This is a genomic window from Agromyces protaetiae (assembly GCF_030866785.1).
Lineage (GTDB): Bacteria > Actinomycetota > Actinomycetes > Actinomycetales > Microbacteriaceae > Agromyces > Agromyces silvae.
Genome location: NZ_CP133018.1, coordinates 2,901,454 through 2,926,562 on the forward strand (window position 1 = coordinate 2,901,454; position 25,109 = coordinate 2,926,562).

The 25,109-nt window shown below is 71.1% G+C and carries 16 protein-coding genes; 7 read left to right on the forward strand and 9 right to left on the reverse strand.

What is annotated here, in order from left to right:
* Window positions 1-443: 443 nt before the first annotated feature.
* A complete protein-coding gene (locus QU602_RS13345; RefSeq protein ID WP_308796951.1) occupies window positions 444-1,619 on the reverse strand; it encodes an ROK family protein in 1,176 nt (391 codons plus the stop codon).
* A gap of 160 nt (window positions 1,620-1,779) precedes the next feature.
* Between QU602_RS13345 and QU602_RS13350 the strand changes: the two genes are divergently transcribed.
* Genes QU602_RS13350 through QU602_RS13365 form a run of 4 tightly spaced genes read left to right on the forward strand, consistent with a single transcriptional unit; the run spans window position 1,780 to window position 7,459 of the window.
* Window positions 1,780-3,084 (forward strand): ABC transporter substrate-binding protein, encoded by a 1,305-nt coding sequence (locus QU602_RS13350; protein ID WP_308796952.1) that lies wholly within the window; start codon window positions 1,780-1,782, stop codon window positions 3,082-3,084.
* A 7-nt stretch (window positions 3,085-3,091) separates the two neighbouring features.
* Window positions 3,092-4,075: a carbohydrate ABC transporter permease gene (locus QU602_RS13355; protein ID WP_308796953.1), complete on the forward strand. Its 984-nt coding sequence runs from the start codon at window positions 3,092-3,094 to the stop codon at window positions 4,073-4,075.
* A 1-nt stretch (window position 4,076) separates the two neighbouring features.
* Window positions 4,077-4,958, forward strand: coding sequence for a carbohydrate ABC transporter permease (locus QU602_RS13360; protein WP_308796954.1), 882 nt, complete (start codon window positions 4,077-4,079; stop codon window positions 4,956-4,958).
* Window positions 4,955-7,459 (forward strand): beta-xylosidase/alpha-l-arabinosidase, encoded by a 2,505-nt coding sequence (locus QU602_RS13365; protein ID WP_308796955.1) that lies wholly within the window; start codon window positions 4,955-4,957, stop codon window positions 7,457-7,459. The genes QU602_RS13360 and QU602_RS13365 overlap by 4 nt, the downstream gene beginning before the upstream one ends.
* 34 nt (window positions 7,460-7,493) lie before the next feature.
* On the opposite strand, the gene QU602_RS13370 is transcribed toward QU602_RS13365, so the two are convergent.
* Window positions 7,494-8,519 carry a LacI family DNA-binding transcriptional regulator gene (locus tag QU602_RS13370; RefSeq protein WP_308796956.1) on the reverse strand — a complete coding sequence of 342 codons (1,026 nt, stop codon included), beginning with the start codon at window positions 8,517-8,519 and terminating at the stop codon, window positions 7,494-7,496.
* Window positions 8,520-8,623: 104 nt separating this feature from the next.
* Here QU602_RS13370 and xylA point away from each other — a divergent pair, with 104 nt between their 5' ends.
* Together xylA and xylB are read left to right on the forward strand one after the other, a co-directional pair.
* Window positions 8,624-9,814 (forward strand): xylose isomerase, encoded by a 1,191-nt coding sequence (gene xylA / locus QU602_RS13375; RefSeq protein ID WP_308796957.1) that lies wholly within the window; start codon window positions 8,624-8,626, stop codon window positions 9,812-9,814.
* Between the two features lie 320 nt (window positions 9,815-10,134).
* Entirely contained in the window at window positions 10,135-11,538 is a 1,404-nt protein-coding gene (gene xylB / locus QU602_RS13380; RefSeq protein WP_308796958.1) for a xylulokinase, read from the forward strand.
* Window positions 11,539-11,658: 120 nt separating this feature from the next.
* Here xylB and QU602_RS13385 read toward each other — a convergent pair whose 3' ends face one another.
* The 7 genes from QU602_RS13385 to QU602_RS13415 form a co-directional block, all read right to left on the reverse strand.
* Window positions 11,659-14,352: an RHS repeat-associated core domain-containing protein gene (locus tag QU602_RS13385; protein ID WP_308796959.1), complete on the reverse strand. Its 2,694-nt coding sequence runs from the start codon at window positions 14,350-14,352 to the stop codon at window positions 11,659-11,661.
* A gap of 399 nt (window positions 14,353-14,751) precedes the next feature.
* Window positions 14,752-15,858: a glycerate kinase gene (locus QU602_RS13390; protein ID WP_308796960.1), complete on the reverse strand. Its 1,107-nt coding sequence runs from the start codon at window positions 15,856-15,858 to the stop codon at window positions 14,752-14,754.
* Window positions 15,855-16,754 carry a ThuA domain-containing protein gene (locus QU602_RS13395; RefSeq protein WP_308796961.1) on the reverse strand — a complete coding sequence of 300 codons (900 nt, stop codon included), beginning with the start codon at window positions 16,752-16,754 and terminating at the stop codon, window positions 15,855-15,857. The genes QU602_RS13390 and QU602_RS13395 overlap by 4 nt, the downstream gene beginning before the upstream one ends.
* A 43-nt stretch (window positions 16,755-16,797) precedes the next feature.
* Window positions 16,798-17,331 (reverse strand): hypothetical protein, encoded by a 534-nt coding sequence (locus QU602_RS13400; protein ID WP_308796962.1) that lies wholly within the window; start codon window positions 17,329-17,331, stop codon window positions 16,798-16,800.
* Entirely contained in the window at window positions 17,328-17,720 is a 393-nt protein-coding gene (locus tag QU602_RS13405) for a hypothetical protein (RefSeq protein WP_308796963.1), read from the reverse strand. Before QU602_RS13405 ends, QU602_RS13400 begins: the two co-directional genes overlap by 4 nt.
* 181 nt (window positions 17,721-17,901) lie before the next feature.
* Entirely contained in the window at window positions 17,902-21,204 is a 3,303-nt protein-coding gene (locus QU602_RS13410) for an RHS repeat domain-containing protein (protein WP_308796964.1), read from the reverse strand.
* 185 nt (window positions 21,205-21,389) lie between these two features.
* Entirely contained in the window at window positions 21,390-23,381 is a 1,992-nt protein-coding gene (locus QU602_RS13415) for a beta-galactosidase (RefSeq protein WP_308796965.1), read from the reverse strand.
* A 277-nt stretch (window positions 23,382-23,658) separates the two neighbouring features.
* Here QU602_RS13415 and QU602_RS13420 point away from each other — a divergent pair, with 277 nt between their 5' ends.
* Window positions 23,659-24,993: an ABC transporter substrate-binding protein gene (locus tag QU602_RS13420; protein ID WP_308796966.1), complete on the forward strand. Its 1,335-nt coding sequence runs from the start codon at window positions 23,659-23,661 to the stop codon at window positions 24,991-24,993.
* The last annotated feature ends 116 nt before the right edge of the window (window positions 24,994-25,109 follow it).

A 25,109-nucleotide genomic window follows, 5' to 3' on the forward strand; every position in this document is an offset into this window, starting at 1 on the left:
GAGGCGGACAGCGGATGCGGCGCACAACTCCGGACGCCGTGGAACGAAAACCGGCGACGCCCGGACTCGGCGTCGCCGTGGATCGAGCGCGGCCAGCTGGGGTCGCGGGTCTCGAATCGATTCGACTAGCGCCAAGTCTACCCGGGTCGCGGGGGCGCATCGCAAGCCCCCGCGACCTCCCCGCCGCGATTCGCGCATCGCGGCCGGCGCACGGCAGCTCACACTCAGCCGGCTCCGCGCACCAACTCACGCCCAGCCGGCTCCGCGCCCCAACTCACGCCCAGCCGGCTCCGCGCCCCGACTCACGCCCCGCAAACTCCAACCGGCTCCGCGCGGCACCAACGCCACGGAGCCGGCACGCGCGTGCCGGTGCCGCCGGCCGCGCAGCGGTCTCGCACTGCGGGCCGGACCGGCCTGGCCGCGCTCCGCCCTCGATGCTGCGGTCAGGAGGCCGAGGCGAGCGGATCCGCCAGCAGCCCGGCGAACGCGGCCTCGGCCGCACCGATGAGCAGTCGATCCTCGCCGAGCGCGGCGACGCGGAGCTCGACGGCTTCGGCGGCGGCCGGCATCGCCTGCGCCGCGAGGGCGTCGCGAAGCGCGTCGAGGTCGTGCTCGGCCAGCGTGGCGAGGAAGCCGCCGAGGATGATCAGGGCCGGGTTCAGCACGTTCACGGCGTTCGCGAGCGCGGTGCCGAGGATGCGCCGCTGGCGCGCGAGCTCGGCCGCGACCTCCGGCCGGTCGCCCGCCGCGGCGAGCGCGGCCGCGAGCGTCGGCTCGTCGGCGGAGGACATCCCGGCGATCTCGAGCAGGCGGGCGCGGCTGACCTCGTCCTCGAGCACGCCCCCGGGTGCACGCCGGTCGCCGGCCGCATCGATGCCCGGCCGATTCTGCCCGAACTCCCCCGCATATCCGCCGACGCCGCCGACCGGGCGCCCGTGCACGATGAGCCCGCCGCCGATGCCGCTCGCGCCGCCATTGAGGTACACGAGATCGTCGACGCCGCGGCCGGCGCCGAACAGGTGCTCGGCGGCGGCACCCAGGCTCGCATCGTTATCGACCGCGACCGGCAGCCCGATGGCCTGTTCGACCAGGGCCCTGAGCGGGGCATCCGCCCATTCCAGGTGCGGTGCGAACCGCACCAACCCGTCTGACGCGCGCACGAGGCCGGGCACCGCGAGCCCGACGGCGACGACGTTGGCGGACGCGATCGCACCTCGGCGCCAGCGAGTGAGGGTTGCGGCGACGAGCCGCGCGGTCTCGTCCGGGGTGACGAGACGGTCCATCTCGATGCGCTCGCGGACCGCGATGCGGCCGTTCAGCCCGACGGCGGCGATCGTGACGGCGTCGACCTCGGGGTTGACGGCGATCGCGAGCACGTCGGCGCGCGCGGCGACGACCGGCGACGGGCGGCCGACCCGGTTCGTCGGGTCCGGCGCCCGTTCTTCAACGAGCCCGAGCCCGATGAGCTCGCCCGCGAGGGCGCCGACCGTCGATCGGTTGAGTCCGGTGGCGGCCGTGAGTCGCGCTCGGGACTGCGGCCCTTCGAGGTGCACGAGCCCGAGGAGTTTCGAGAGGTTTCGACGGTGTACGCCATCGAACGTGCCGGGCCGGTCAGTCACGGGACCACTCTAGGGTGGCGCGGTCGGGAGGGGTCGGATGCCACGCTGGATTTGTTGTTATTGACGGCAAATCCATCGCCCGTTAGAGTTCGAGGCGTCCAGATCACTTTCGACGATGCGGTCGAAACTTTCGAGAGGTTCAGCGATGAACGGTTCAAGGATGAACAGACGCAGCACCCGACTCGTCACCCTCGCCGCCGCGACCGGTCTCGCGGTCGCAGCCCTCACGGGCTGTACGGCGGGCGACGGCGGCGACAGCGACGGCACCACGATCGTGTGGTGGCACAACGGCACCGGCGAGCCGCTGCTCGGCCTATGGGAGGACGTGGCCGCCGAGTTCGAGGAGGCGAACCCCGGTGTGACCGTCGAGGTGCAGGCGTACCAGAACGAAGAGCTGCAGCGCACACTCATCCCGAACGCGCTGCGCAGCGGCAGCGGCGTCGACCTCTACCAGTCCTGGGGCGCCGGCGAGCTCGCGGCGCAGGTCGAGGCCGGCTACGTCATGGACCTCACCGACGACGTGCAGGCCGAGGTCGACGCGCTCGGCGCCGTCGTCGCGCCCTGGCAGATCGACGGCCAGACGTACGGACTGCCGTACAACTTCGGCATCGAGGGCTTCTGGTACAACGAAGACCTCTTCGCCCAGGCGGGCATCACCTCGACGCCGACGACGCTCGACGAGCTCACGACCGCGATCGAGCAGCTGAAGGCCGCGGGCATCACGCCGATCGCGGTCGGCGCCGGCGATAAGTGGCCCGCCGCCCACTACTGGTACAACTTCGCACTCAAGTCGTGCTCGCCCGAAGTGCTCCAGGAAGCGCAGAAGGACCTCGTCTTCGATGACGAGTGCTTCGTGCAGGCGGGCGAGCTGCTGCAGGAGTTCATCGCCTCCGATCCGTTCCAGGACGGCTTCCTCGCGACGACGGCGCAGCAGGGTGCGGGATCGTCCGCTGGCATGCTCGCGACCGGCCAGGCCGCGATGGAGCTCATGGGCCACTGGAACCCCGGCGTCATGGGCGGCATCCTGCAGGAGGAGACCGGCGATGAGAACGCGACGCCGCCGGAGTTCCTCGGCTGGTTCAACTTCCCGGGCATCGAGGGCACGGCAGGCGACCCGACCGCCGCGCTCGGCGGCGGCGACGGCTTCTCCTGTGCGGCATGGGCCCCGCCGGAGTGCGTCGATCTGCTGAAGTACATCACGAGCGAGGCCGTGCAGACCCGCTTCGGCGAGGTCGGTGCGGGTGTGCCGGTGACGCCGGGCTCGGAGGCGGGCCTCGCCGACGAGAACCTGCAGACGGTGCTCGAGGGACTGCGCTCGGCCTCGTACGTGCAGCTCTGGCTCGACACCGCCTACGGGCCGACGGTCGGCGGCGCGATGAACGACGGCATCGTCTCGCTCTTCGGCGGCCAGGGCACACCCGAGGACGTGGTGACCGGTATGCGGGACGCCGCGGGAACGCTCTGATCGCACCATGACCACCAGCACCATATCGGCCGAGCCCGCGGCGCCCGCGGGCTCGGCCCCCGGTGGGGCCGCGCCGGCGCCCGTGCGGCGCCGGCGCGGTCCGCGCACGAGCACGCTCTTCGTCTGGGCCTTCGCGGGCCCCGCCCTGCTCGTCTACGTCGGCTTCGTGCTCGTCCCCGTCGGGCTCGCGGCCGTGTACAGCCTCTTCAACTGGAACGGGCTCGGCCCGCTCGAACGATTCATCGGGTTCGACAACTACGTCCGCGCGCTCGGCGACCCGGTCTTCCTCGGCGCGATCGTGCACAACCTCGGCATCGTCGGGCTCTCGCTCGTCATCCAGGGCCCGCTCGCGATCGGCATCGCGTTGCTGCTGAACCGGCCGCTGCGCGGCCGCACGGCCATCCGCACATTGATCTTCGTGCCGTACGTGCTGAGCGAGGTCGTGGCCGCGCTCGCCTTCAAGCTCATGCTGCCGCCCGACGGCCCCTTCGACACGTTCCTGGCCGCGCTCGGCTGGACCGGCGACACGCCCCAGTGGCTCGCCGACCCGGACATCGCGTTCTGGACGCTCTTCGCCGTGCTCACCTGGAAGTACGTCGGCTTCGCCATCATCCTCATGCTCGCGGGACTCCAGGGCGTGCCCGAGGAGCTGTTCGAGGCGGCGCAGATCGACGGCGCGAGCTGGTGGCAGATCCAGCGGTACATCACGCTGCCGCTGCTCGGCCCGACGATCCGCATCTGGGCCTTCCTGTCGATCATCGGCTCGTTGCAGCTGTTCGACATGGTGTGGGTGCTCACAGGCGGCGGGCCGCTCAACTCGACCACGACGATGGCGACCTACATGGTGCAGTTCGGCTTCCAGCGGTCACAGCTCGGGTTCGGCAGCGCCGTCGCCGTGATCCTCTTCATCATCTCGCTGGTGATCGCGCTCGCGTACCAGCGCTTCGTCCTCCGCCGCGATCTCGCGGGCGCGATCACGAGAGGCGGCTGACATGACCGCGACCATGTCCCTCACCACACGGCGAGCGCCCAGGCGCGCACGCGGCGCCGGTCAGCGCATCGACTGGGGCACCCCGCTCGTGTACCTCGTCGCGCTCGTCGCGGTCGCGATCACGATCGCGCCGGTCGCCTACGTGGTGATCAACGGGTTCCGCACGACCGCGCAGATCAACCGGGACCCGAGCGGATGGCCCGATCCGTGGGTGCTCGACAAGTACGCGGACGTGTTGACGTCGAGCACCTTCTGGGTGCAGTTCATGAACAGCACGATCGTCGCGGTCGCGACGACGACCGCGGTCGTGATCGTGGGCGTCATGGCGGCCTTCGTCATCGCGCGCTATGCGTTCCGCGGGCGCGACGCGCTGTTCGCGCTGTTCGTGGCCGGCCTGCTCTTCCCGCTCACGGTCGCCGTCGTGCCCCTCTACACGATGCTGAAGTCCATCGGCCTGCTCGGCACCCTCGCGGGCGTCATCATCCCGCAGGTCGCGTTCGCGCTGCCGACCACGATCATCATCCTCGTGCCCTTCCTGCGGGCCATCCCGGCCGAGCTCGAAGACGCCGCGACCATCGACGGCGCCGGCCGGTTCGGCTTCTTCTGGCGCATCCTCGTGCCGCTGTCGGGGCCGGGCCTCGTGACCGTGGGCGTGCTCGCCTTCGTCGCGAGCTGGAACGCCTACCTGCTGCCGCTGCTCATGCTCGGCAACCCGGCGACCGCGACCCTGCCGGTCGGCGTGCAGTACTACTCGACCGCGTACTCGCAGGACACCGCGGGCGTGCTCGCCTTCACGTCGGTCGCGATGCTGCCGGCCCTGCTCTTCTTCACCCTCGCCCAGCGACGCATCGTCGGGGGCCTCACCGGAGCCGTCAAGGGATGACCACCGAATCCATTCTGCAGACCACGACCACGCCGGATGCCCCGTGGCGCGACCCCGCCCGCCCCGTCGCGGAGCGCGTGGCCGATCTCATCGGGCGCATGTCGCTCGACGAGAAGCTCGCGCAGCTGTACGGCGTGTGGGTGGGCGCGTCCGACGACGGCGGCGGCGACGTCGCCCCGCACCAGCACGATCTGAACGACGACGTCGACCTCGACGCGCTGTTGCCGTCTGGCCTCGGCCAGCTCACCCGGCCGTTCGGCACCGCGCCGGTCGACGCCGCGGTCGGCGCGCTGTCGCTCGCGCGGATGCAGGAACGTGTCATGCGGGCCAACCGGTTCGGCATCCCGGCGCTCGCGCACGAGGAATGCCTCGCGGGCTTCGCAGCGTGGGGTGCGACGGCGTACCCGGTCCCGCTGTCATGGGGCGCGAGCTTCGATCCCGAGCTGGTCGAGCGGATGTCCCGGAGGATCGGCGACGATCTGCGCGCCGTGGGCGTGCACCAGGGCCTCGCGCCCGTGCTCGACGTCGTGCGCGATGCGCGCTGGGGACGGGTCGAGGAGACCATCGGCGAGGATCCGTACCTCGTGTCGACCGTCGCCACGGCGTACGTACGCGGGCTCGAGGCGTCCGGGGTCGTCGCGACCCTCAAGCACTTCGTCGGCTACTCGGCATCGAAGGGCGGGCGGAACCTCGCACCCGTCTCGATCGGCGCGCGAGAGCTCGCCGACGTGCTGCTGCCGCCCTTCGAGATGGCCGTCCGGGAGGGTGGCGCGCGTAGCGTCATGAACGCGTACACCGACCTCGACGGCGTGCCCTCGGCCGCCGATCGGGGGCTGCTCACCGAGTTGCTGCGCGAGACCTGGGGTTTCGAGGGCACGGTCGTCGCCGACTACTTCGCGGTGGCCTTCCTGAAGCTGCTGCACGGCACGGCGGGCACATGGGCCGAGGCGGCCGGAGCGGCGCTCGCGGCGGGCATCGATGTCGAGCTGCCGACCGTCAAGGCGTTCGGCGAGCCGCTGCGGCTCGCGGTCGAGCGTGGGGCGGTCGACGCGGCGCTCGTGGACGTCGCGCTCGAGCGGGTGCTGCGTCAGAAGGCCGAGCTCGGGCTGCTCGACGCCGACTGGTCGCCCATCCCTCCGGCTCTCGCCGCGCTCGGCGTGGATCTGAACGGCACCGATCTCGCGGGCGCCGATCTCGCGGGCGCCGATCTCGCCGGCGCCCGGCTCGACGCGGGGCGCGGCGTGCCCGACCTCGTGCGGGGCCGCGTCGACCTCGACTCGCCCGGCAATCGTGCGCTCGCCGCCCGGCTCGCCGAGGAGGCGATCGTGCTGGTCGCGAACGATGGCACGCTGCCGCTGGCTTCGCCGCGGCGCATCGCCGTGATCGGACCGAACGCCGACGACCCGTACGCCATGCTCGGCTGCTACTCGTTCCCCGCGCACGTGGTCACGCAGCACCCCGGCGTCGACATCGGCATCCGCATCCCGACCCTGCTCGACGCGGTTCGCACCGAGTTCCCCGATGCCGAGGTCGTGCACGCGCTCGGCACGACCGTCGACGGATTCGAGACGGATGGCTTCGACGACGCCGTCGATCTCGCCGCCTCGGCCGACGTCGTCGTGCTCGCGCTCGGCGACCGCGCCGGGCTGTTCGGCCGCGGTACGAGCGGCGAGGGCTGCGATGTCGAGTCGCTCGACCTGCCCGGCGCGCAGGCCGCGCTGCTCGACGCGGTGCTCGACGCGGGAACGCCGACCGTGCTCGCGCTGCTCACCGGCCGGCCGTACGCGCTCGGCCGGGCCACGACCGAGGCCGCCGCGATCGTGCAGGCGTTCTTCGCGGGCGAGGAGGGCGCGCCGGCGATCGCCGGTGTGCTCGGCGGTCGAGTGAACCCGGGCGGCCGGCTCCCCGTGAGCATCCCCGCGACCTCGGGATCGCAGCCCACGACCTACCTCGCCGCACCGCTCGCGCGCGCGAACGACGTGTCGAACGTCGACCCCACCCCGGCGTTCCCGTTCGGGCACGGACTCGGCTACGCAGAGATCCGGTGGGACGGGTTCGAGGTCGGCGCCGACGAGGTGGCGATCGGCGAGGATCCCGGTGCGGTGGATGCACGTGGGGCGACGAACGCGAGCGGATCGACCGACCTGCGGGTGCGCCTGACGAACACGAGCGCACGGGCAGCGGTGGAGGTCGTCCAGCTCTACCTGCACGACCCCGTGGCGTCGGTCGTGCGGCCCGTCCAACGGCTCATCGGGTTCGCACGCGTAGAGCTCGCGGCGGATGAGTCCGCCGACGTGCGGTTCAGCGTGCCGGCCGATCTCGCGTCGTTCACCGGGCGTGACGGCCGTCGCATCGTCGAGCCGGGCGAGCTCGTGCTGAGCCTCGGCCGGTCGAGCGGCGACCTCGTGTTCGAGCACCGCGTACGGCTCGTCGGAGCAGTCCGCACCGTGGATCACACGCGTCGCCTGCATCCCGGCGTCGTCGTCGAGCGGATCGGCTGAGCCCGGCGCGGCCCGGCTCAGGTCGGCGCCGCGCTCAGGCGGGCGCCGCGGTGCTCTCGCGGACGACGAGACTCGTGGCGAGATCCATGCGCGGCGTGGGGCCGCCAGGCGTGGCATCCGTCTCGCTCAGGCCGATCGCGAGCCGAGCCGCCTCCTCGCCCATCCTCCGGAGCGGCTGGTGCACCGTGGTCAGCCGAGGCGTGAGCCAGCGCGCGAGGGGGATGTCGTCGTACCCCACGATCGAGAGCTCGTCGGGCACGCGGATGCCGAGCTCGCGCGCGGCCTCCATGACGCCGAGTGCCTGCATGTCGCTGCCCGCGAAGATCGCGGTCGGCCGGTCGGGCCGTGCGAGCAGCTCGCGCGCGCGGTCGCGGCCGCCCGACACATGGAAGTCGCCGAACCGGATCCATGCGGGGTCGATCGCGAGCCCCGCGGAGTTCATCGCCGTGCGGTAGCCGTCGACGCGGGCGAGCGAGCACATCATGTCCTCGGGCCCCGTGATCGCCGCGATGCGGCGATGCCCGAGCTCGATGAGGTGTCGCGTGGCGGCGAGCCCGCCCGACCAGTTCGCCGACCCGACCGACGGTGCGTCGGCCGAGGGGTCGCCCGCCGGGTCGACGATCACGAACGGGATGGCGCGTGAGCGCAGCTGCTCGCGGTACTCGGGCGCGAGGTCGCTGAAGACCAGCACGACGGCGGCCGGCCGGCGGCGCATGACGCCCTCGATCCAGTCGGGCGCCGGCGAGTGGCGGCTCCCGCTCACGGTGAGCACGACGCTCAGCCCGTGCTGTTTCGCGACCTTGCCCACCCCGTCGATGAGCTCCATCGACCAGATCGGGTCGAGCTCGTGGAACACGAGCTCGATGAGGTCGCGGTGCTCGGCGCGACCGTTCCGACGACGGTAGCCGCGATCGGCGAGCAGCTGCTCGACCCGCGCGCGGGTGGTCGGCGAGACATCAGCCCGGCCGTTCAGCACCTTCGAGATCGTCGAGAGCGAGACGCCGGCCTCGTCGGCGACCTCGGCGAGCGTGACGCGCTCCGGCGCCGCATCGAATTCCATGTTTCGGATCATAGCTCCGAAACTTGCGATGGCAGAGCACCCCGGCATGCGATAGGTTGTTGCTCACAACAATTCGATTCCGTTCACCGAGGAACAGGAGCATCATGCCCAACCCCACCCGCGAAGACCGCTTCTCGTTCGGCCTGTGGACCATCGGCTACACCGGTATCGACCCGTTCGGCGGGCCGACCAGGCCGGCCCTCGACGTCGTGCACGCGGTCGAGCGGCTCGACGAGCTCGGCGCGTACGGCCTGACCTTCCACGACGACGACCTGTTCGCCTTCGGCTCGACCGACGGCGAGCGGCAGCGCCAGATCGATCGGCTCAAGGGCGCCCTCGACGCGACCGGACTCGTCGTGCCCATGGTCACCACGAACCTGTTCAGCGCACCCGTCTTCAAAGACGGCGGGTTCACGTCGAACGACCGGCAGGTGCGACGCTTCGCGCTGCGGAAGGTGCTGCGCAATCTCGACCTCGCCGCCGAGCTCGGAGCTTCGACGTTCGTCATGTGGGGCGGCCGCGAGGGCGCCGAGTACGACAGTGCGAAAGACGTGCGCGCCGCGCTCGAACGCTACCGCGAGGCCGTGAACCTGCTCGGTGAGTACGTCACCGATCGCGGCTACGACATCCGGTTCGCGATCGAACCCAAGCCGAACGAGCCGCGAGGCGACATCCTGCTGCCGACCGTCGGGCACGCGCTCGCGTTCATCGAGACCCTTGAACGCCCCGAGCTCGTCGGCGTGAACCCCGAGGTCGGGCACGAGCAGATGGCCGGGCTGAACTTCGCGGCCGGAATCGCGCAAGCGCTGTACCAGGGCAAGCTCTTCCACATCGACCTCAACGGCCAGCGGGGCATCAAGTACGACCAGGACCTCGTCTTCGGCCATGGCGACCTGCACAATGCGTTCGCGCTCGTCGACCTGCTCGAGCACGGCGGACCGAACGGCGGGCCGGCCTACGACGGTCCGCGGCACTTCGACTACAAGCCGAGCCGCACCGAGGATGAGACCGGCGTCTGGGAGTCTGCGGCCGCGAACATGCGTACGTATCTCCTGCTGCGCGAGCGCGCCGCCGCGTTCCGCGCCGACCCCGAGGTCCAGGAGGCGCTTGCCGCCGCTCGTGTGCCCGAGCTCGCCGAACCCACGCTGGGCGTCGGCGAGTCGTACGACGATCTGCTCGCCGACCGTTCGGCGTACGAGGACTTCGACGCCGGCGCGTACTTCGGTGGCCACGGGTTCGGCTTCGTCCGCCTGCAGCAGCTCGCGACCGAGCACCTGCTCGGCGCGCGCGGCTGACGCGCGCGGCTGACGGTCGCGGCTGACGGTCGCGAGCGACTGACGGTACGCGGCTGACTCGTTGTGCACGTGGCCGTCGCCGGATTCCGCACCCTCGTCTCGACGCCGGTACGCTCGCCGTACGCCATCGTTCGGCTCCACCGGACGAGTCCGCCGGGCGATGGCGTATCAGCGGCACGATCCTGAAGGCCCGCGATCCTCGGATCGCCGGCCGGGTCGCGCCCACCGATCAGGCACCGCGGAACCACACACCACCACGGTGCGCATCACCACGGTGCGCACCACCACGGTGCGCACCACCACAATGCAAGGGAGCACAGGTGACCCTCGTCGCCGGCATCGATTCGTCCACCCAGTCCTGCAAGGTCGTCGTCCGCGACGCCGAGACCGGGGCGCTCGTGCGCAGCGGTCGCGCGTCGCATCCAGAGGGCACCGAGGTGCATCCCGACGCGTGGTGGGCCGCCATGCAGGCGGCGATCTCGGAGGCGGGCGGGCTCGCCGACGTCGCAGCCGTCTCGATCGCGGGACAGCAGCACGGCATGGTCGCGCTCGACGCCGAGGGCCGCGTGGTGCGCCCCGCGCTGCTGTGGAACGACACGCGTTCGGCCGCCGCCGCGCGCGATCTCATCGCCGAGGTGGGCGCCGACGAGTACGCGCGCCGCACGGGCGTGGTGCCGGTCGCGTCGTTCACGGCCACGAAGCTGCGCTGGCTCGCCGACGCGGAGCCGGCACACGCGGCTCGCACCGCGGCGGTCGCGCTCCCGCACGACTGGCTGTCGTGGCGGCTTCGCGGCTACGGTCCGGTGGGCGATCCGGATGCTCCGCACGGTGCCGAGTTCGAGGCGCTCGCGACGGACCGGTCGGATGCCTCGGGCACGGCGTATTGGGGCGCAGGCGGCTACGACCATGACCTGCTGGTGCTCGCGTTGGGGCATGAGGCGGAGCTGCCACGCGTGCTCGGCCCCGCCGAGGCCGCGGGCCGAACGCCCGGCGGCGTGCTCGTGGCGGCCGGCGCCGGGGACAATGCGGGCGCGGCGCTCGGGCTCGACGCGCGCCCGGGCGATGTCGTGGTCTCGATCGGCACGAGCGGAACGGTGTTCGCGGTGACGGAGCATCCGGTCGCCGACGCCAGCGGCACGGTCGCGGGCTTCGCCGACGCGACCGGGGCGTGGCTGCCGCTCATTGCGACGATGAACGCGGCACGCGTGCTCGACGCGATCGCCGAGCTGCTGGGCATCGACCACGACGAGCTCGGGCGGCTCGCGCTCGAGGCCGAGCCCGGGGCGGGAGGGCTCGTGCTCGTGCCGTATTTCGAGGGCGAGCGCACCCCGAACCTGCCCGACGCGACCGCGTCGCTCACGGGCATGACGCTCGCGAGCACGACGCGACCGAACCTCGCGCGCGCGGCGATCGAGGGGCTGCTGTGCAGCCTCGCCGACGGGCTCGACGCGGTGCGCGGGCAGGGCGTCCAGGCGCGGCGCGTGCTGCTCATCGGCGGGGCGGCGCGCAACCGGGCGGTGCGCCGGATCGCGGCGCAGGTCTTCGACGTGCCGGTGGTCGTGCCCGCCGCGGGCGAGTACGTCGCCGACGGCGCGGCGCGACAGGCGGCGTGGGCATTGACTGGTGACCGGCCGACCTGGCCCGTCGTACTCGACGCCGAGCTCAAGCCCGAGCCCGTACGGGCCATCCGTGAGGCCTACCGGGCGGCGGCTGCTCGCGCGTAGCGTCTGACCGCTCACCTCGCTGAGACGGAGCCATCGCGCGTCGTCGGAGCTAAGCAAGACAGCTCAGGTCGGAGCCAGACGATGCCTGGCGGTGTCTGCTGCAGCGGAATACCTGGATGGTCAGAATGCGTTGCGTAGGTCATCGCCGATCTTATCCGTCTGCGTTCGCAGATTGGTGACGACCTCGATCCCCGGAATCGAGTGCGTCTTCATGAGGCTCTCGGCTCCCTCTAGCTTGCCCTGGGCAGACTTCAGCGAGTCCAAGAAGAGGTCCGTCGTCTTCATGTCCATCATCGGCGGTGTGGTCTCGAGTCCAGTGACGAGGGTCTTCGCCGAGCTTTTCGCTTTGGTGATGTGGAAATCGGCCGACAGCAGCAGGTCCTTCAACTCGCTATTGGACGTCCTGAACAACCTGTCCAGCACCGAGGTGTCGAGCTTGGCGACGGACTTGTACGCATTGACCAGATTGCGCTGCTGTTCGGGCGTGAACGCCTCGTCGACCGTACGTTCGCGGTTGGTGGGTGTGACGCGCGAGAGGACGGGAGACCAGCCGTCGTTCTCGACGACGATGATCGGGTACTCCCCGCCCGATTCACTGCTTGTCGGATCGTCGCCGTCATCGGCGTTCGAATCGCCGTCATCGGACTTTCGCGAGTCGTCGTCGGCATCCGGCTTCGACCGAGGGCGTTGCTCGGTCACGACGGGCGTGGCTTTCGTCTCGGTCTGCGCCACCTGCTCGGGCGCCCCACTGCCGGTCGCAGAGGCCACCTTCTTGCTCCGTGTGAAGTATTTGACAGCTCCGCCGCCACCCAGGATGCCGAGCCCTGTGGCGAAGACCACCCACGCGGCGATCATCGTGACTTCCGGCGCAAGGAACCGCGGGCCACTGAGGGCGATGAACAGCTCGGCCCCCGCGGCCGCGAAGTCGAGCCCCGCGACAAAGGCGCCGATCCCACCCATGACCGTGAACAGCGTGCTGGGGTTTGAGAGCATGAGCGCGGCACCGGCCGCCGTGAAGACGAATCCGGCGATCGCGAGCCCGACGTTGACCCAGTCGTCTATGGCTTCCCGGCCCGACGGGTCGACGTTGGTGATCGGGTTCAGGTCGCCGAACGCGTAGAGGTTCGCCAGGGGAGCGTCGTCTTCGGTGAGGAATCGTGCCTGTTGCGGGTCGTAGGTGCGCGGCCCGAGGGGTTGGGTGCCGTCGCGGTAGGTGTACTCGGCGGCGTACTGGAACGGGTTGTACGCGAGCTCGCCGATCCCCGCCGGCATGCGCCCGGAGCGGTCGCCGGTGACGGTGGCGACCCCGTAGTCGGAGTACGTGTATGTCGTCGTGCGCGCGCCGGCCTCGTCGGTGAGGTCGGTGACGTTGCCGTGTCGGTCGGTGCCGAAGTATGAGGTGCTCGCGGCCTCGCCGTCGGCGCGGGTGGTCCGCGCGTGTCGGGTCGTGCCGATCAGGTAGCTCGCGGTCCCCTGGCTCGCGGCCGGGGTCTCGTGGACCTCGTTGATCAGCCGGACGCCGTCCCAGTAGTACCGGGTCGCACCGGTCGAGGTGGTGTGCTCCTTGCGCGCACCGTCGGCCCAGTACGTCGTCTCGATGCGTACGCCGTCGGGTGTGGTGTGCGCCAGGAGCCGGTCCGCGGCGTCGTACTCGTACCGGTCGCCGTCGGCGGAGGCCAGCAGGTTCCCCTCGACATCGAACTCCTGGGCCCGGCGCTGCCCGTCGGCGACGATCGCCGTGAGCTCACCGACCGCCGAGTACTCGAACTCACGGGTCGTACTGACCGCCTCGGCGGTGTCCGGGTGGGTCGTGACCGTCTCGGCGGCGAGGTCGCCGCCGATGGTCGGCTCGTACTCGGTCCGGGTCAGCACCCGGCTATCGGCGCCGTCGCCTTCCCGGATGTTCGACCGCACGAGCCGGTCGAGCGCGTCGTACTCGTACTCCGTGCGCGTCACGTGCAATCGGCCGTCGTCGCCTCGCACCCGATCGATGCGACTGCTCAGCGTGCCGGCGGGGGCGTACGTGTATTCGCGCTCGGAGAGGACCCCATCGGGCGCAGTCGTGACCTCGGTCGAGATTTGCGCGGCACTCGTGAACGTGTAATCGGTTCGCACGCCGTTCTCGCGCTCGAGCGAGTTCACCCGGCCGTAGTCGTCGTAGCCGTATCGCATCCCGCCCACCGGGGCGCCGTCACGATCGGCCTGCGTCGCCGCCACGAGCGCCCCGGCCTCGTCGTACGCGTACGCCGTGCGATTGCCGTCCGCGTCGATCGTGGCCGTCGCATTGCCGAACACGTCGTAGTCAGTCGTCGTGACCAGGTCACCCGACGTCTCGCGCACGGGATACCCCGCCGCATCGTAGTACGTGGCCACCCCACCGAGCTCGTGCAGCACGTACGCGTACGGCGTCTCCCCCACCGACCCATCGGCGCGCGCCGGCACCACCGCGCCGGCCGCCGCCGCCGCGAACGACACGTCGTTGCGCGGATAGCCCGCGAGCCCGGTCGGCGCGGACGCGTCCATCTCGAACGCCCCGCCCGAGGCCGGGTGTACCCAGACCCCGCCGGTCACACGGATCTTCGAGACCCCGAACGACCACCCTCGACCGAGCGGAGCCGGCTCCACACCCAGTGCACGCGAGTCCCACGCGAGCTGCACCCCACCGGCGGGGAGCGAGAAGCCGAACGATCCGTCGAGCTCACCGATCGTACCCTCGAGCCCGTCGGCCAACGAGAACGAGCCCAACTGCACGTCGCCCGCCGTGTCACCGGGCGCCGAAGCCGCCCAGACCGGCGACACCAGCCCGCCGGTCAATCCGGCACACAAGACCGCACCGGTGACGAGTAGCCAGCCCCGACTTCGCCCATGCTCTGTGTGGTGCCGCGCATGTCGCATTCGCCAACTCCCTCACCATCGCAGTCACACCAGTATATTCGTACTCACGGTGGCTGCAGGTCGACGTGTGGAGAAGCCACGTCAGACCGCCGATACCGTCGAGCGCCGCGCGGTGGACCGACGCTGCGAACTCGGAGCTCGGGACACCAGCAATCCTGTGGCGAAGCGCATCGAGGCCCCGCCCACTGGTCGAGTGCCGCCCGACACGATCTCGATAGGCGTGCCCTCGCAACCGGCTCGGGAGACCGGCTCACCCGGTCTCGAAACCCGTTCGACCTCGTCGTCAGCTCCTCGACCAGCGACTCGGCGCGGAAAGGGTCAGGCGGGCGAGGCCTGGCGAGCGAGCGCGCGGCCGGCCTCCTCGAGCCAGCGCGAGGGGTCGGCCATGGCTGCGGCGCCGCCACCGGCTAGGTCGGTGAGCGAGACGGATGCCACGAACGAGGCCGGCTCGGCCGTGATCGCGCCCGCGGCGAGCGCGACCGGCACGTCGGCGTCACGGGCGATGCGCGCGACCTCGGTGGGCGCCTTGCCCGCCTCGGACTGCCCGTCGAACCGACCCTCGCCTGTGATCACGAGGTCGGCTCCGGCGATGGCGTCGGCGAGGCCGACCGCGTCGGCGACGAGCTTCGCGCCCGCACCCATCTCGGCGCCCCACGCCAGCAGCCCGAACCCGGTTCCCCCGGCGGCACCCGCGCCGGCTGCGCCGGCCAGCGGTCCGCCCTCGGGCATGAGCCGTGCGAGCCGGGCGAGGTTCGTCTCGATGATGCTCACGAGGGCGGAGTCGGCGCCCTTCTGCGGCCCGAACACGGCCGCGGCGCCGTACTCCCCCAGCAGCGGATTGGTCACGTCGCCGACGATGAGCACGCCGCGCGGCGGACGCGTGCGGAGGTCGTCGAGCTGCACGTCGACGAGGTCGGCGAGCCCGCGGTTGCCATGCGAGATCGGCTGCCCCGAGGCATCCGAGAACCGTGCACCCAGTACCGCGAGCGCGGCGACGCCGCCGTCGCTCGACGCGCTGCCGCCGAGGCCGACGAGCAGACGCGTGACGCCCGCGTCGAGTGCGGCGACGATCGCCTCGCCGAAACCTCCGGTGTGCGCGTCGAGCGGCCGCAGCGGATCGACCAGGTCGAGCCCGCTCGTCGCGGCAAGCTCGACGACCCCGGTGCCGTCTGGCAGCCGCACCCACGACGTCTCGACCGGCGGATCCCCGTCGACGGGCCCGCTGACCGTGATGGACCGGCGCTCCGCGCCCGGCACCGACGCCTCGAACGCGTCGAGCGTGCCCTCGCCGCCGTCGGCCATGGGGCGCAGCACGGTCTCGTCGCCGGGGCGCTCGGCCGCCCAGCCGCGCGCGAGCGCCGCGGCCGCGTCGGCGGCATCGATCGTGCCCTTGAACGAGTCGGGGGCGATGACGATGCGGCTCATGCGTCGGTTCCTCGGGGGTCGGGGCGGCTGGTCGGGCGATCGGATGCCTCGGGCGCACCGCCGCGAGCGTCGGGCGCATCGACCGTGCCGGGCGCAGCGGGCCCGCCGGCACCGCCGGACGGATCAGGCCCGCGCGCCGCGCCGGACGCACCAGGCCCACCGGCCGCGTCAGACCTGGTGGGCGCGCCGACCGCGCCGGGAGTACTCGGCGCCGGCACCTCGCGGAGCCAGCGCAGCGCGCGATGCAGCAGCTCGCGGTGCTCGGCTGAGGCGTAGGAACGGACGTCGTGCCCGAGCGCCGAATAGACGAGACGCGACCGGCCGAGCTCGCGTGCCCAGACGAGGGGATGCCGGATGCCGTCTTCCTCGTGTTCGGCGATCGGCTCGATGACGCCAGTGAGCGGCAGGCCGGTATAGCACTCGTCGAGCACGGTGAAGTCGTCGAGGCCCTCGCGGATCAGGTGGCGCCCGACGAGGTGCACGCTCGCCTCGCCGATGGGCGGATGCCACGACTGGCCCGCAATCCACCGCGCTCCAAGGGCCGTGCCGAAGGCCGGCAGCTCACGCAGCGTCGCCGCAGCCGAATGCACCGCGAGCAGGCCGATGCCGCGTTCGAGCGCGGCGTCGAATCGGGCCGCTGCCCGCGTGACGAGCGCGCCGGCGGGCGCGCCGGGGTCTGGCGCATCGTCGGGAAGCGGCCCGTCGGGGTCGCCCGCGTTGACGATGACCACGCGCACGTCGTCAGCCAGGTCGGCGAACCCCTCGACCGGACCGAGCACGATCTCGACGTCGAACCCCGCCTCGCGAGCGATCGCGGCGAGCTCGGCGCTCGTCTCGGCGTACGAATGCCATGGGTCGGCCGTCCGGCCGGACCCGCTCAGGATGACCGCACGCATCGACCCTCCCTCGGTGTCGTCTGCATGCTATCGCGGGGGCTGCCTAGAAGTCCTCGGCCAACATGAGCGCCGCATCGAGGTCCATGTCATCGCTGCTCGCAGCGGGCGATCCACTGCCGGGCGCTCGTGGAGTGCCGAGTGTCGCGGGGGTCGCGCCAGGGACCTTGCGGAGGTGTTCCTCAGCCGCCGACAACCACGCGAAGGCGTTCTCGGTCGCCAACTCGAGCCGCACGTCGATCTCCACGAGGTCCTCCAGCGCGGCCCGAAGATCGCCCGCGGGATCCAACGGCAAGTTCGCTCCTTGCGCCGCAAGCTGCTTCGCCCGTTCGAGGTCGACCAGGCCGACGTTGAGACGCACTGTCGCGTCCGAAACCCCACCCGAGGCGAAGGACGCTCGGAGCGCATCGACATCGATCTTGCTCAGATTGGCATGCGACTCGCGGAACTTGCTGTGGAGCCTGGTGATCTGCGCGGCAGGATCCTCGTCGAGGATCTCCCCCTCGGCGCTCTCGGGCGCACCGTCGGCCTCTTGACTCGAGCTGCTCGGGTGCTTCGACGGAGGTCGGCCGACGTTCACAGGCCGCTCGCGTCCATCTGGAACGCCCCACCCGACGCCGGATACACCCAGACGCCGCCGGTCACACGGATGCTCCCCAGGCCAAACGACCAGCCGCGACCGAGGTGCGCCGCATCCGCGCCAGAGGCGCGCGAGTCCCACGCCAGGTGCAGGCCGCCGGCCGTGAGTGAGAACCCGAACGAACCGTCCAGCTCTCCGATCGTCGCGTCGAGTCCGTCGCCGAGGGCGAACGACCCCAGCTCCACCCGGCCCGCCTCGCCAGGCTCGGCGGCGGCCCACACCGGCGACACCAGCCCTCCGGTCAGGCCCACGCACAATATTGCGCCGGTCAGCACCCGCCAACCCGTGGCACGCGTGCGCCCAGGGCCGAGTTCGACTGTTCGTTGCATCCTCTTGCACTCCCCGCGGTGTCGAGCGTAGAGCAAAGTACTATCTGTATACTGCCACTCCGCCGAACATCATCGGGTGAGCTCCCGAATGGGTGCTCAACCTCCGGCGGGCGGGAACGCGGGCCGGACGCCGCGCTTCCGCCGTTCCTGGCTCGCATCGGCTTCAACGCGTCGCCGGAATCTAGTACTCGTTGTACACGACCGCGTCGCGGGTGAGGGGATTATCCGAATCCAGGAGATTCAGGTCCCGCGGCGAGTCGAGGCTCGGTGGGGTATCTTCTCTGGACAAGAACCTGACCGGGGTCGGATCAGGGTCGAACCCGTCCATCAGTTTGGATTGGAATACCACGCCCGGCTTCAATGCGTCGCCGAGCACCTTATGTGCGTTCTCAATCTCCTGTGTTGCGTAGTCCTTCTTGGCGCCCGTGACCCAGCCCTTCTTCACGATCTTCGTGAGGCGCTTGTTCGCGAGGACGATGTGGGCGAACGCGGCGCGCTCGTATTCCAGGATCTTGGCATCGACTTCGCGAAGCTTCTTCTCGGGATTCTGGTACGCAGAATAGTCCATCATCAGCTGGCGGTTGCGGGCATCCCTGGCGAGCGAGATGTTGTTGACGGCGGTGTTGACGTGCAGTCCGTACTTCCCGTCCGTAACCTTGAGCGCAGCCCTTTGCAGACGACTGATCTCGATCGAATCGACGTGGCTGCCGCGCCGACTGGACTCGATGAGCACTTCGCTCGTGACCTGTTCCAGGCTCTTCGGGGGCGCGGTCGAACCGCTCACAAGCGGTGTGGTCTCATCGACTTTCTCCACCGCCGCCTTCATTCCGAAGCGGCCGGCGAGCTTGGCGCCGATCGCGCCGATCCCCATGGCGAGGCTGGTGGCGAAGAGACCATAGGCGGCGATCTCCATGGCCTTGGGGTCGGTCCACTGCACCTTGCCGAGCCCTCGCGCGAGCTCGAATCCGGCGAGCGCGGCATCGCCCCCAGCAAGCACCCCGCCGACGAACCCGAGCACGCCGGAGGCGCCACCGCTGAAGGCGAAGAACATGCCCGCGGCCACGGTGACCACGAACCCGGCGATGAGCGGGCCGAGGTGGTTCCAGTCCACCTGGGCCTGGCGCCCGCTCGGGTCGACGTTGGTGATCGGGTTGAGGTCGGCGAACGCGTAGAGGTTCGCGAGCGGCGCATCGTCCATGCTCAGGAACCGGGCCTGCGCCGGGTCGTATGTGCGCGGGCCGAGTGGCTGGGTGCCGTCGCGGTGGGTGTACTCGCCGGCGTACTGGAACGGGTTGTACCCCAGCTCGCCGATGCCAGCGGGCTGCGCGGCCACCTGGTCGCCGACCACCGTCGCCACCCCGTAGTCGGTGTAGTCGTACGCGGTGGTGACGCGACCGTTCGCATCGGTGAGGTCGGTGACATTGCCGTGCCGGTCGGTGCCGTAATACGACGTGATCGCGGTACCGTCCTCGGCGCGGATGCTGCGTGCCTGCCGGTTGGCCCCGATCAGGTAGCTTGCCGTGCCGTGCTCACCGGCCGCCTCGTGGACCTCGTTGATCAGCCGGTCGCCGTCCCAGTAGAACCGGGTCGTGCCGGTCTCGGTCGACTGGTCCTTGCGTGACCCGTCGGCCCAGTACGACGTCTCGATGCGGACCTCGTCTGCGGTGGTCCGGGCGATCTGCCGCCCGGCCTCGTCGTACCGCGCGACCGTCGTGTTGCCGAGCACGTCGGACTCGGTCAGCCTGCCGCCGTGCACGAGCGAGGCCACCGACACCGCCGAAGACTCGATCGGCGTACCGGCCGCGACCGTCTGCACGACGCGCTCCGTGCCCGTGGCCGGGTCGAGCTGCCTCGACCACCGGGTCACGACCGGCACCGCCGTCGCGTCACCGCCGGGGAACACGCGCTGCTCAGTCACGAAGCCGTCTTCGACGTCGCGCTCGACCCGGTCGGTGCGGACGAGCTCGCCGCCCTCGCGCCCCGACCACAGCTCGGTCGCCTCGACGACGGCGCGGTCATCGCGCAGCTCGTACCTGGTCGAGCTCACGAGGCCGTCGGGCGCCGTCGTGGTCTCCTCGGTGACGAGGCCGATCGGCAGCGCGCGCCCCGCGAGCACCTCGCCGTCGTAGGCCCGCCGGATGATCGTGCCGTCGGTCGAGGTCCGTGACACCATGCGGCCGAGCTCGTCGAACTCGTACGACTCCGTGACCGATCGCGTGCCACCGCTGCGACCGTGGTGCGTCGTCGTGACCGAGGTCGGTTTCGCGTCCGCGGCCGGCGCGCCCGGCGTCTCGGCTCGCTCGGCGTAGGCGTACGCATGCTCCTGCACGACGCGCTCGCCCGACGCGGACGTGACCGAGACGGCACGCTCCATGATCCGTTGCGCTCCGGTGCCCGACCCCGCGACCGTCGACCCGATGCGGGTCTTGCCGTCGGAGAGCGACGTCTCGAACTCGAGCGCCGCTGCCGCGGCACCACCGCCTGAAGCCAGGTCTACCGGGCCGGACACCGCCGGCCACCCTGACGGCGAGATCTGCCCCTCGACCGCCCACCGCCGCTCGCTCAGCTGACTCCCGCTCACATCGTCGACCACGCGCACACGATCCACGCGCGCGACCGCGTCGAGCGACGACCGCCACTCGACGACCGTCGACGCACCGGCGGGGGTCGAGACCCGCTCGACGAGCCCCTGATCGCCGTAGGCGATCGTGGTGCGCGCACCCACCGGATCGGCCACGGCTGACACCCGCCCGCCGTCGAGCTCGACCTGCCATCGGCCACCGGCGCCGGACCCGTCGGCCGGGTCGGTCACGTTACTCCCGGGCGCGATCGTCACGCGCGACGGATCGGACCAGTCCAGCGCCGTCACGATGCCGTCGGCACCGACCACTGCGACCAGCTGCCCGGCCTCGCCGGCCGCCCACCGCCAATCGATGCGATCGCCCTCGACCACGAGCTTCGCGAGCGGATACCCGGCCGCGTCGAAGTAGGTCGAGACCCCGCCGAGCTCGTGCAGCACGTACGCATACGGTGTCTCACCCACCGAGCCGTCGGCCCGAGCCGGCACGACCGCGCCCGGCTCGGCCGCGGCGAAGCGCACCTCGGACCCCGGATACCCCGCCAGCCCCGTCGGCGAGGTCGCACTCATAGCGAAGGCGCCACCCGACGCGGGGTGCACCCAGACTCCGCCATCGACGCGCAGGGTCGCCAGCCCGAACGACCAGCCCGGCCCGAGACCCACGGGGTCGGCAGCCGCGGCGCGCGAGTCCCACGCGAGCTGCAGCCCGCCGGCGGACAGCGTGAAGCCGAACGATCCGTCGAGCTCGCCGATCGTGCCCTCGAGCCCGTCGCCCAGCGCGAACGACCCGAGCTGCACGTCGCCCGCTTCGCCACCCGGCGACGAGGCGGCCCACACCGGCGACACCACTCCGCCGACCAGCCCCGCGCACAACACCGCGCCGGTGACGAACGACCACTGCTTCACTCCGCCGAGTCGCGCTCGGCCCCCGACTTCCGTCGGGCACTCACGGGTCTGCCGCATCACGCGAACTCCTCTGTTCCCCATTTGTCGGCTAGTATATTCATTTCAGCCCGACCGATGCACAGCCTGTGGAGAGCGCGACCCGAACGACGAGCCGACGCGCCGACGAGCCGACGCGCCGACGTGAGTCAGCTTTCCCGCACGATCCTCCAGTCGTGCGGCTCCAGCACGACCCCGCCCACCGACTCCCCCGAGACGAGATCGGTGCCCCGCACCGGCACCTCGACCGGTTCGGCGCCGTGGTTGATCACGGTCAGCACGTCGCCGCGACGCGCGACCTCGACGCCTTCGGGCAGCCCCGCGAGCACGGGCGCCACCCCCGTCGCCGCGAGCACGTGATCGACCACGGCCTGCACGCCCGCCTCATCGGGAATCGTCGCGACATACCGCGCACTCCCGCCACCGCCACCGGCACCGGCCCGCACCGTCACCGCCGGCGCCCCCGCACGACGGCCCGCCGTGAACGACGCCTCGACCGAGGCATCCGTCACCCGCAGCTCCTCCGCGAGCAGCGTGCCCATGCCCGCACCCGCCACGCCAGAGAACGGCGCGAAGCGCTCTCCCGGCTCGCTCGCCGGCGCGTCGGGCGCGACCATCGCACCGAAGTCCTCGACCCGCAGGCCGAGCACGCCGCCCAGCTGTGTCTGGAACCCACCCATCCGGAACCGGTCGATCTCGTCGACGACATCCGTGAACGGCCCGGTCACGAGATGCCCGCCGCCCTCGACGAACGCCGCGAGCGCGGCCGCGCCCTCCTCGCGCAGCAGGTACAGCAGCGGCGCGATGACGAGGTCGTAGCCCTCGCCCACGCGCTCGGGCGTGACGAGATCGACCTGCACGTGCCGGCGGTGCAGCGCGCGGTACCAGCGCTGGACGACGGCGAGATAATCCACCTGGTTCTGGGGGTGATCGGAGCCTTCCACGGCCCACCAGTTCTCCCAGTCGAACACCAGCGCGACGCGCGCGTCACGAGCTCCCGCCGGCAGCGACGGCAACGCCGCGAGGTCCGCCCCCAGCGCGACCACCTCACGCCAGGTGCGCGTACCCGTGCCCGCGTGCGGCAGCATCGCCGAGTGGAACTTCTCCGCACCCGCGCGGGACTGCCGCCACTGGAAGAACAGGATGCCGTCGGCGCCGCGGCCGATCGCCTGGGCGCTCAGCGCGGCCATCTGGCCCGGCGCCTTCGGCGCGTTCGCCGGACGCCAGTTCAGGGCGTTCGTCGCCTGCTCCATGAGCAGCCACGGCACGTCGGGCTTGAGCGAGCGCAGCAGGTCGCGCTGGAACGCCGCTGCACGGAACGACTCGGGGTCGTTCGGGTCGGGGTAGCAGTCGTCGCTCAGCACGTCGAGGTGCGGCGCCCACTTCGCGTAGTCGGCGGGCTTGAACGCGCCCATGAAGTTGGTCGTGATCGGCTGTGTCGCGCCGGCGGCGCGGATGAGGTCGCGCTCCATGAGGAAGCACTCGAGCAGCATGTCGCTCGTGAACCGCCGGAAGTCGAGCATCTGGCCTGGATTTCGGCTGTACGGCGCCTTCCGTGGCGGGAAGACCTCGTCGAACGACCCGTACCGCTGCGACCAGAAGTTCGTGCCCCACGCCGCGTTCAGCGCGTCGATGTCGGCGTACCGCTCGCGCAGCCAGCGTCGGAACGCGTCGCGCGCCGCATCCGAGTAGTCGGCGTGCAGGTGGCAGCCGTACTCGTTGTTCACGTGCCAGAGCACGACCGCCGGATGCCCCGCGTACCGCTCGGCGATCGCGGTGACGAGCTCGCCCGCGAGCCGGCGGTACACGGGCGACGACGGCGCGAACTGCTGGCGGCTGCCCGGCCAGTACACGCTGCCGTCCTCGTCGCGCGGGAGGATCTCGGGGTAGGCCGCGCTCGCCCACGGCGGCGGCGACGCGGTCGCGGTCGCGAGGTCGACCGCGATGCCGCCCTCGTGCAGCAGCTCGATGACCCGGTCGAGCCACGCGAAGTCGAACTCGCCCTCGCGCGGCTGGATGCGCGCCCACGCGAAGATGCCGAGGCTGACCGTCGTCACGCCGGCCTCGCGCATGCGGGCCACGTCGTCGGGCCAGACCTCTTCGGGCCATTGCTCGGGGTTGTAGTCGGCGCCGTAGTGCACGGGGATTCTCCATCGACTCGGGGTGCGGGGCGGTCTGTGAGCGCCCTCACCGGCACGGGGATGCGGCACGTGCGCTCAGCTTCCCCCTAGGGACATCCATCTAGGATGCCATGGTTGAGACGATTCAAAACCGGAGCGCCGACTCCGACGAGACGAGCCCGACGCGACCATGGAAATGTCCATGCTGCTTCGTGAATCGACTATGGGTGCAGGCCGCATGAGGCGCGTAGCGTCACATCCCGCACCCGCATTCCCCTCCCATGCAAAGGAGCATCCCATGTCGCTTCGTGACCACCGGCGCACCCGCACCGGCGTCGCCCTCGCCGGAGCCGTCGTCGCGACGCTGGCTCTCGCCTCGTGCGCGAGCGGCGACGCCTCGTCCGACTCGTCGGGCTCGGGCGAGCCCGTCGAACTGACCTTCCAGTCCTGGGTCCCGAACATCGACCAGGCCGTCGACGCGTTCAACGCCGCGCACGACGACATCCAGGTGACGCTCGAGACCATCACGGCCGGCCCCGACGGCGGCTACGCGAAGATGTTCTCGGCCGTCCAGGCCGGCAGCCCCGCCGACGTCGCCCAGGTCGGGTACGACGCGATCCCCGAGTTCCTCGTGAACGACGCCGTCGAGGACATCACCGAGTACGTCGGCGACTCGGCCGACCTGTTCACCGACTGGCAGTGGCAGACCGGTGTCTTCAACGACTCGGTCTACGCCGTGCCGCAGGCCTCGGGCCCGCTCGGCCAGTTCTACCGCAAGGACATCTTCGACTCGCTCGGCCTCGCGGCGCCGACCACGTGGGACGAGTACTACGAGGCCGCCAAGGTCATCCGTGCCAGCGACCCGAACCGGTACATCGCGGCCTTCGCGTTCAACCAGGCACCGTGGCTGATCGGCCTCTCGCAGCAGGGCGGCGGCGAGTGGTTCACGCCCGAAGACGACGCCTGGACCGTCGCCATCGACGACGAGGACACCCTCAAGGTCGCCGCGTTCTGGCAGAAGCTCATCGACGAGGACCTCGTGAAGCTCGAGGCCGACATGTCGAGCGAGTGGAACGCCGACATCCAGAACGGCAACATCGCGAGCTGGATCTCGGGCTCCTGGGCCGACGCGATCGTGCGTGGCACCGCGCCCGACACGGCAGGCAACTGGGCCGCAGCGCCGATGCCGCAGTGGACCGCCGGTGAGAACGTGTCGGCGACGTGGGCCGGCGGCTCGGCCAGCATCGTGCTCAAGGGCTCGGAGCACCCCGCCGAGGCCGCCGAGTTCGCCCTCTGGCTGAACAGCGACCCCGAGTCGGTCTCGATCCTCACGAGCGTCGGCGCCGGCTGGCCTGCCATCAAGGACACGTCCGCGATCGAAAGCCTGCAGGACGACCCCGAGGTGTTCGCCTTCTACGGCGGGCAGAACATCTGGGAGGTCTTCGCCGAGTCCGACGCCGCGGTCTCGACGAACTGGACTTGGCCGCCGCTGTCGCAGACCCTGTTCGCCGACCTCACCGACAACGTGAAGGCCGCGGTCGAGTCGGGCACGCCGCTCCCCGAGGCGTTCACGCAGACGCAGGCCGACTTCGTCGCCGCGCTCGAAGGCAAGGGCATCTCGGTCGCCGAGTAGGCCCAGCGGGGCGGGCCGGATCTTCCGGCCCGCCCCGAACCCGCCTCCGGCCGGATCAGCGGATGCCCCGGGGCATCCGTTCACCGCATCACCAACCGGATGCCTCGCCGGCAGCC

Coding starts and splice junctions, on each gene's coding strand:
- QU602_RS13350 (WP_308796952.1), top strand. CDS start 1,780: ATGAACAGACGCAGCACCCGACTCGTCACCCTCGCCGCCGCGACCGGT.
- QU602_RS13355 (WP_308796953.1), top strand. CDS start 3,092: ATGACCACCAGCACCATATCGGCCGAGCCCGCGGCGCCCGCGGGCTCG.
- QU602_RS13360 (WP_308796954.1), top strand. CDS start 4,077: ATGACCGCGACCATGTCCCTCACCACACGGCGAGCGCCCAGGCGCGCA.
- QU602_RS13365 (WP_308796955.1), top strand. CDS start 4,955: ATGACCACCGAATCCATTCTGCAGACCACGACCACGCCGGATGCCCCG.
- QU602_RS13370 (WP_308796956.1), bottom strand. CDS start 8,519: ATGGAATTCGATGCGGCGCCGGAGCGCGTCACGCTCGCCGAGGTCGCC.
- xylA (WP_308796957.1), top strand. CDS start 8,624: ATGCCCAACCCCACCCGCGAAGACCGCTTCTCGTTCGGCCTGTGGACC.
- QU602_RS13390 (WP_308796960.1), bottom strand. CDS start 15,858: ATGAGCCGCATCGTCATCGCCCCCGACTCGTTCAAGGGCACGATCGAT.
- QU602_RS13395 (WP_308796961.1), bottom strand. CDS start 16,754: ATGCGTGCGGTCATCCTGAGCGGGTCCGGCCGGACGGCCGACCCATGG.
- QU602_RS13405 (WP_308796963.1), bottom strand. CDS start 17,720: ATGCAACGAACAGTCGAACTCGGCCCTGGGCGCACGCGTGCCACGGGT.
- QU602_RS13420 (WP_308796966.1), top strand. CDS start 23,659: ATGTCGCTTCGTGACCACCGGCGCACCCGCACCGGCGTCGCCCTCGCC.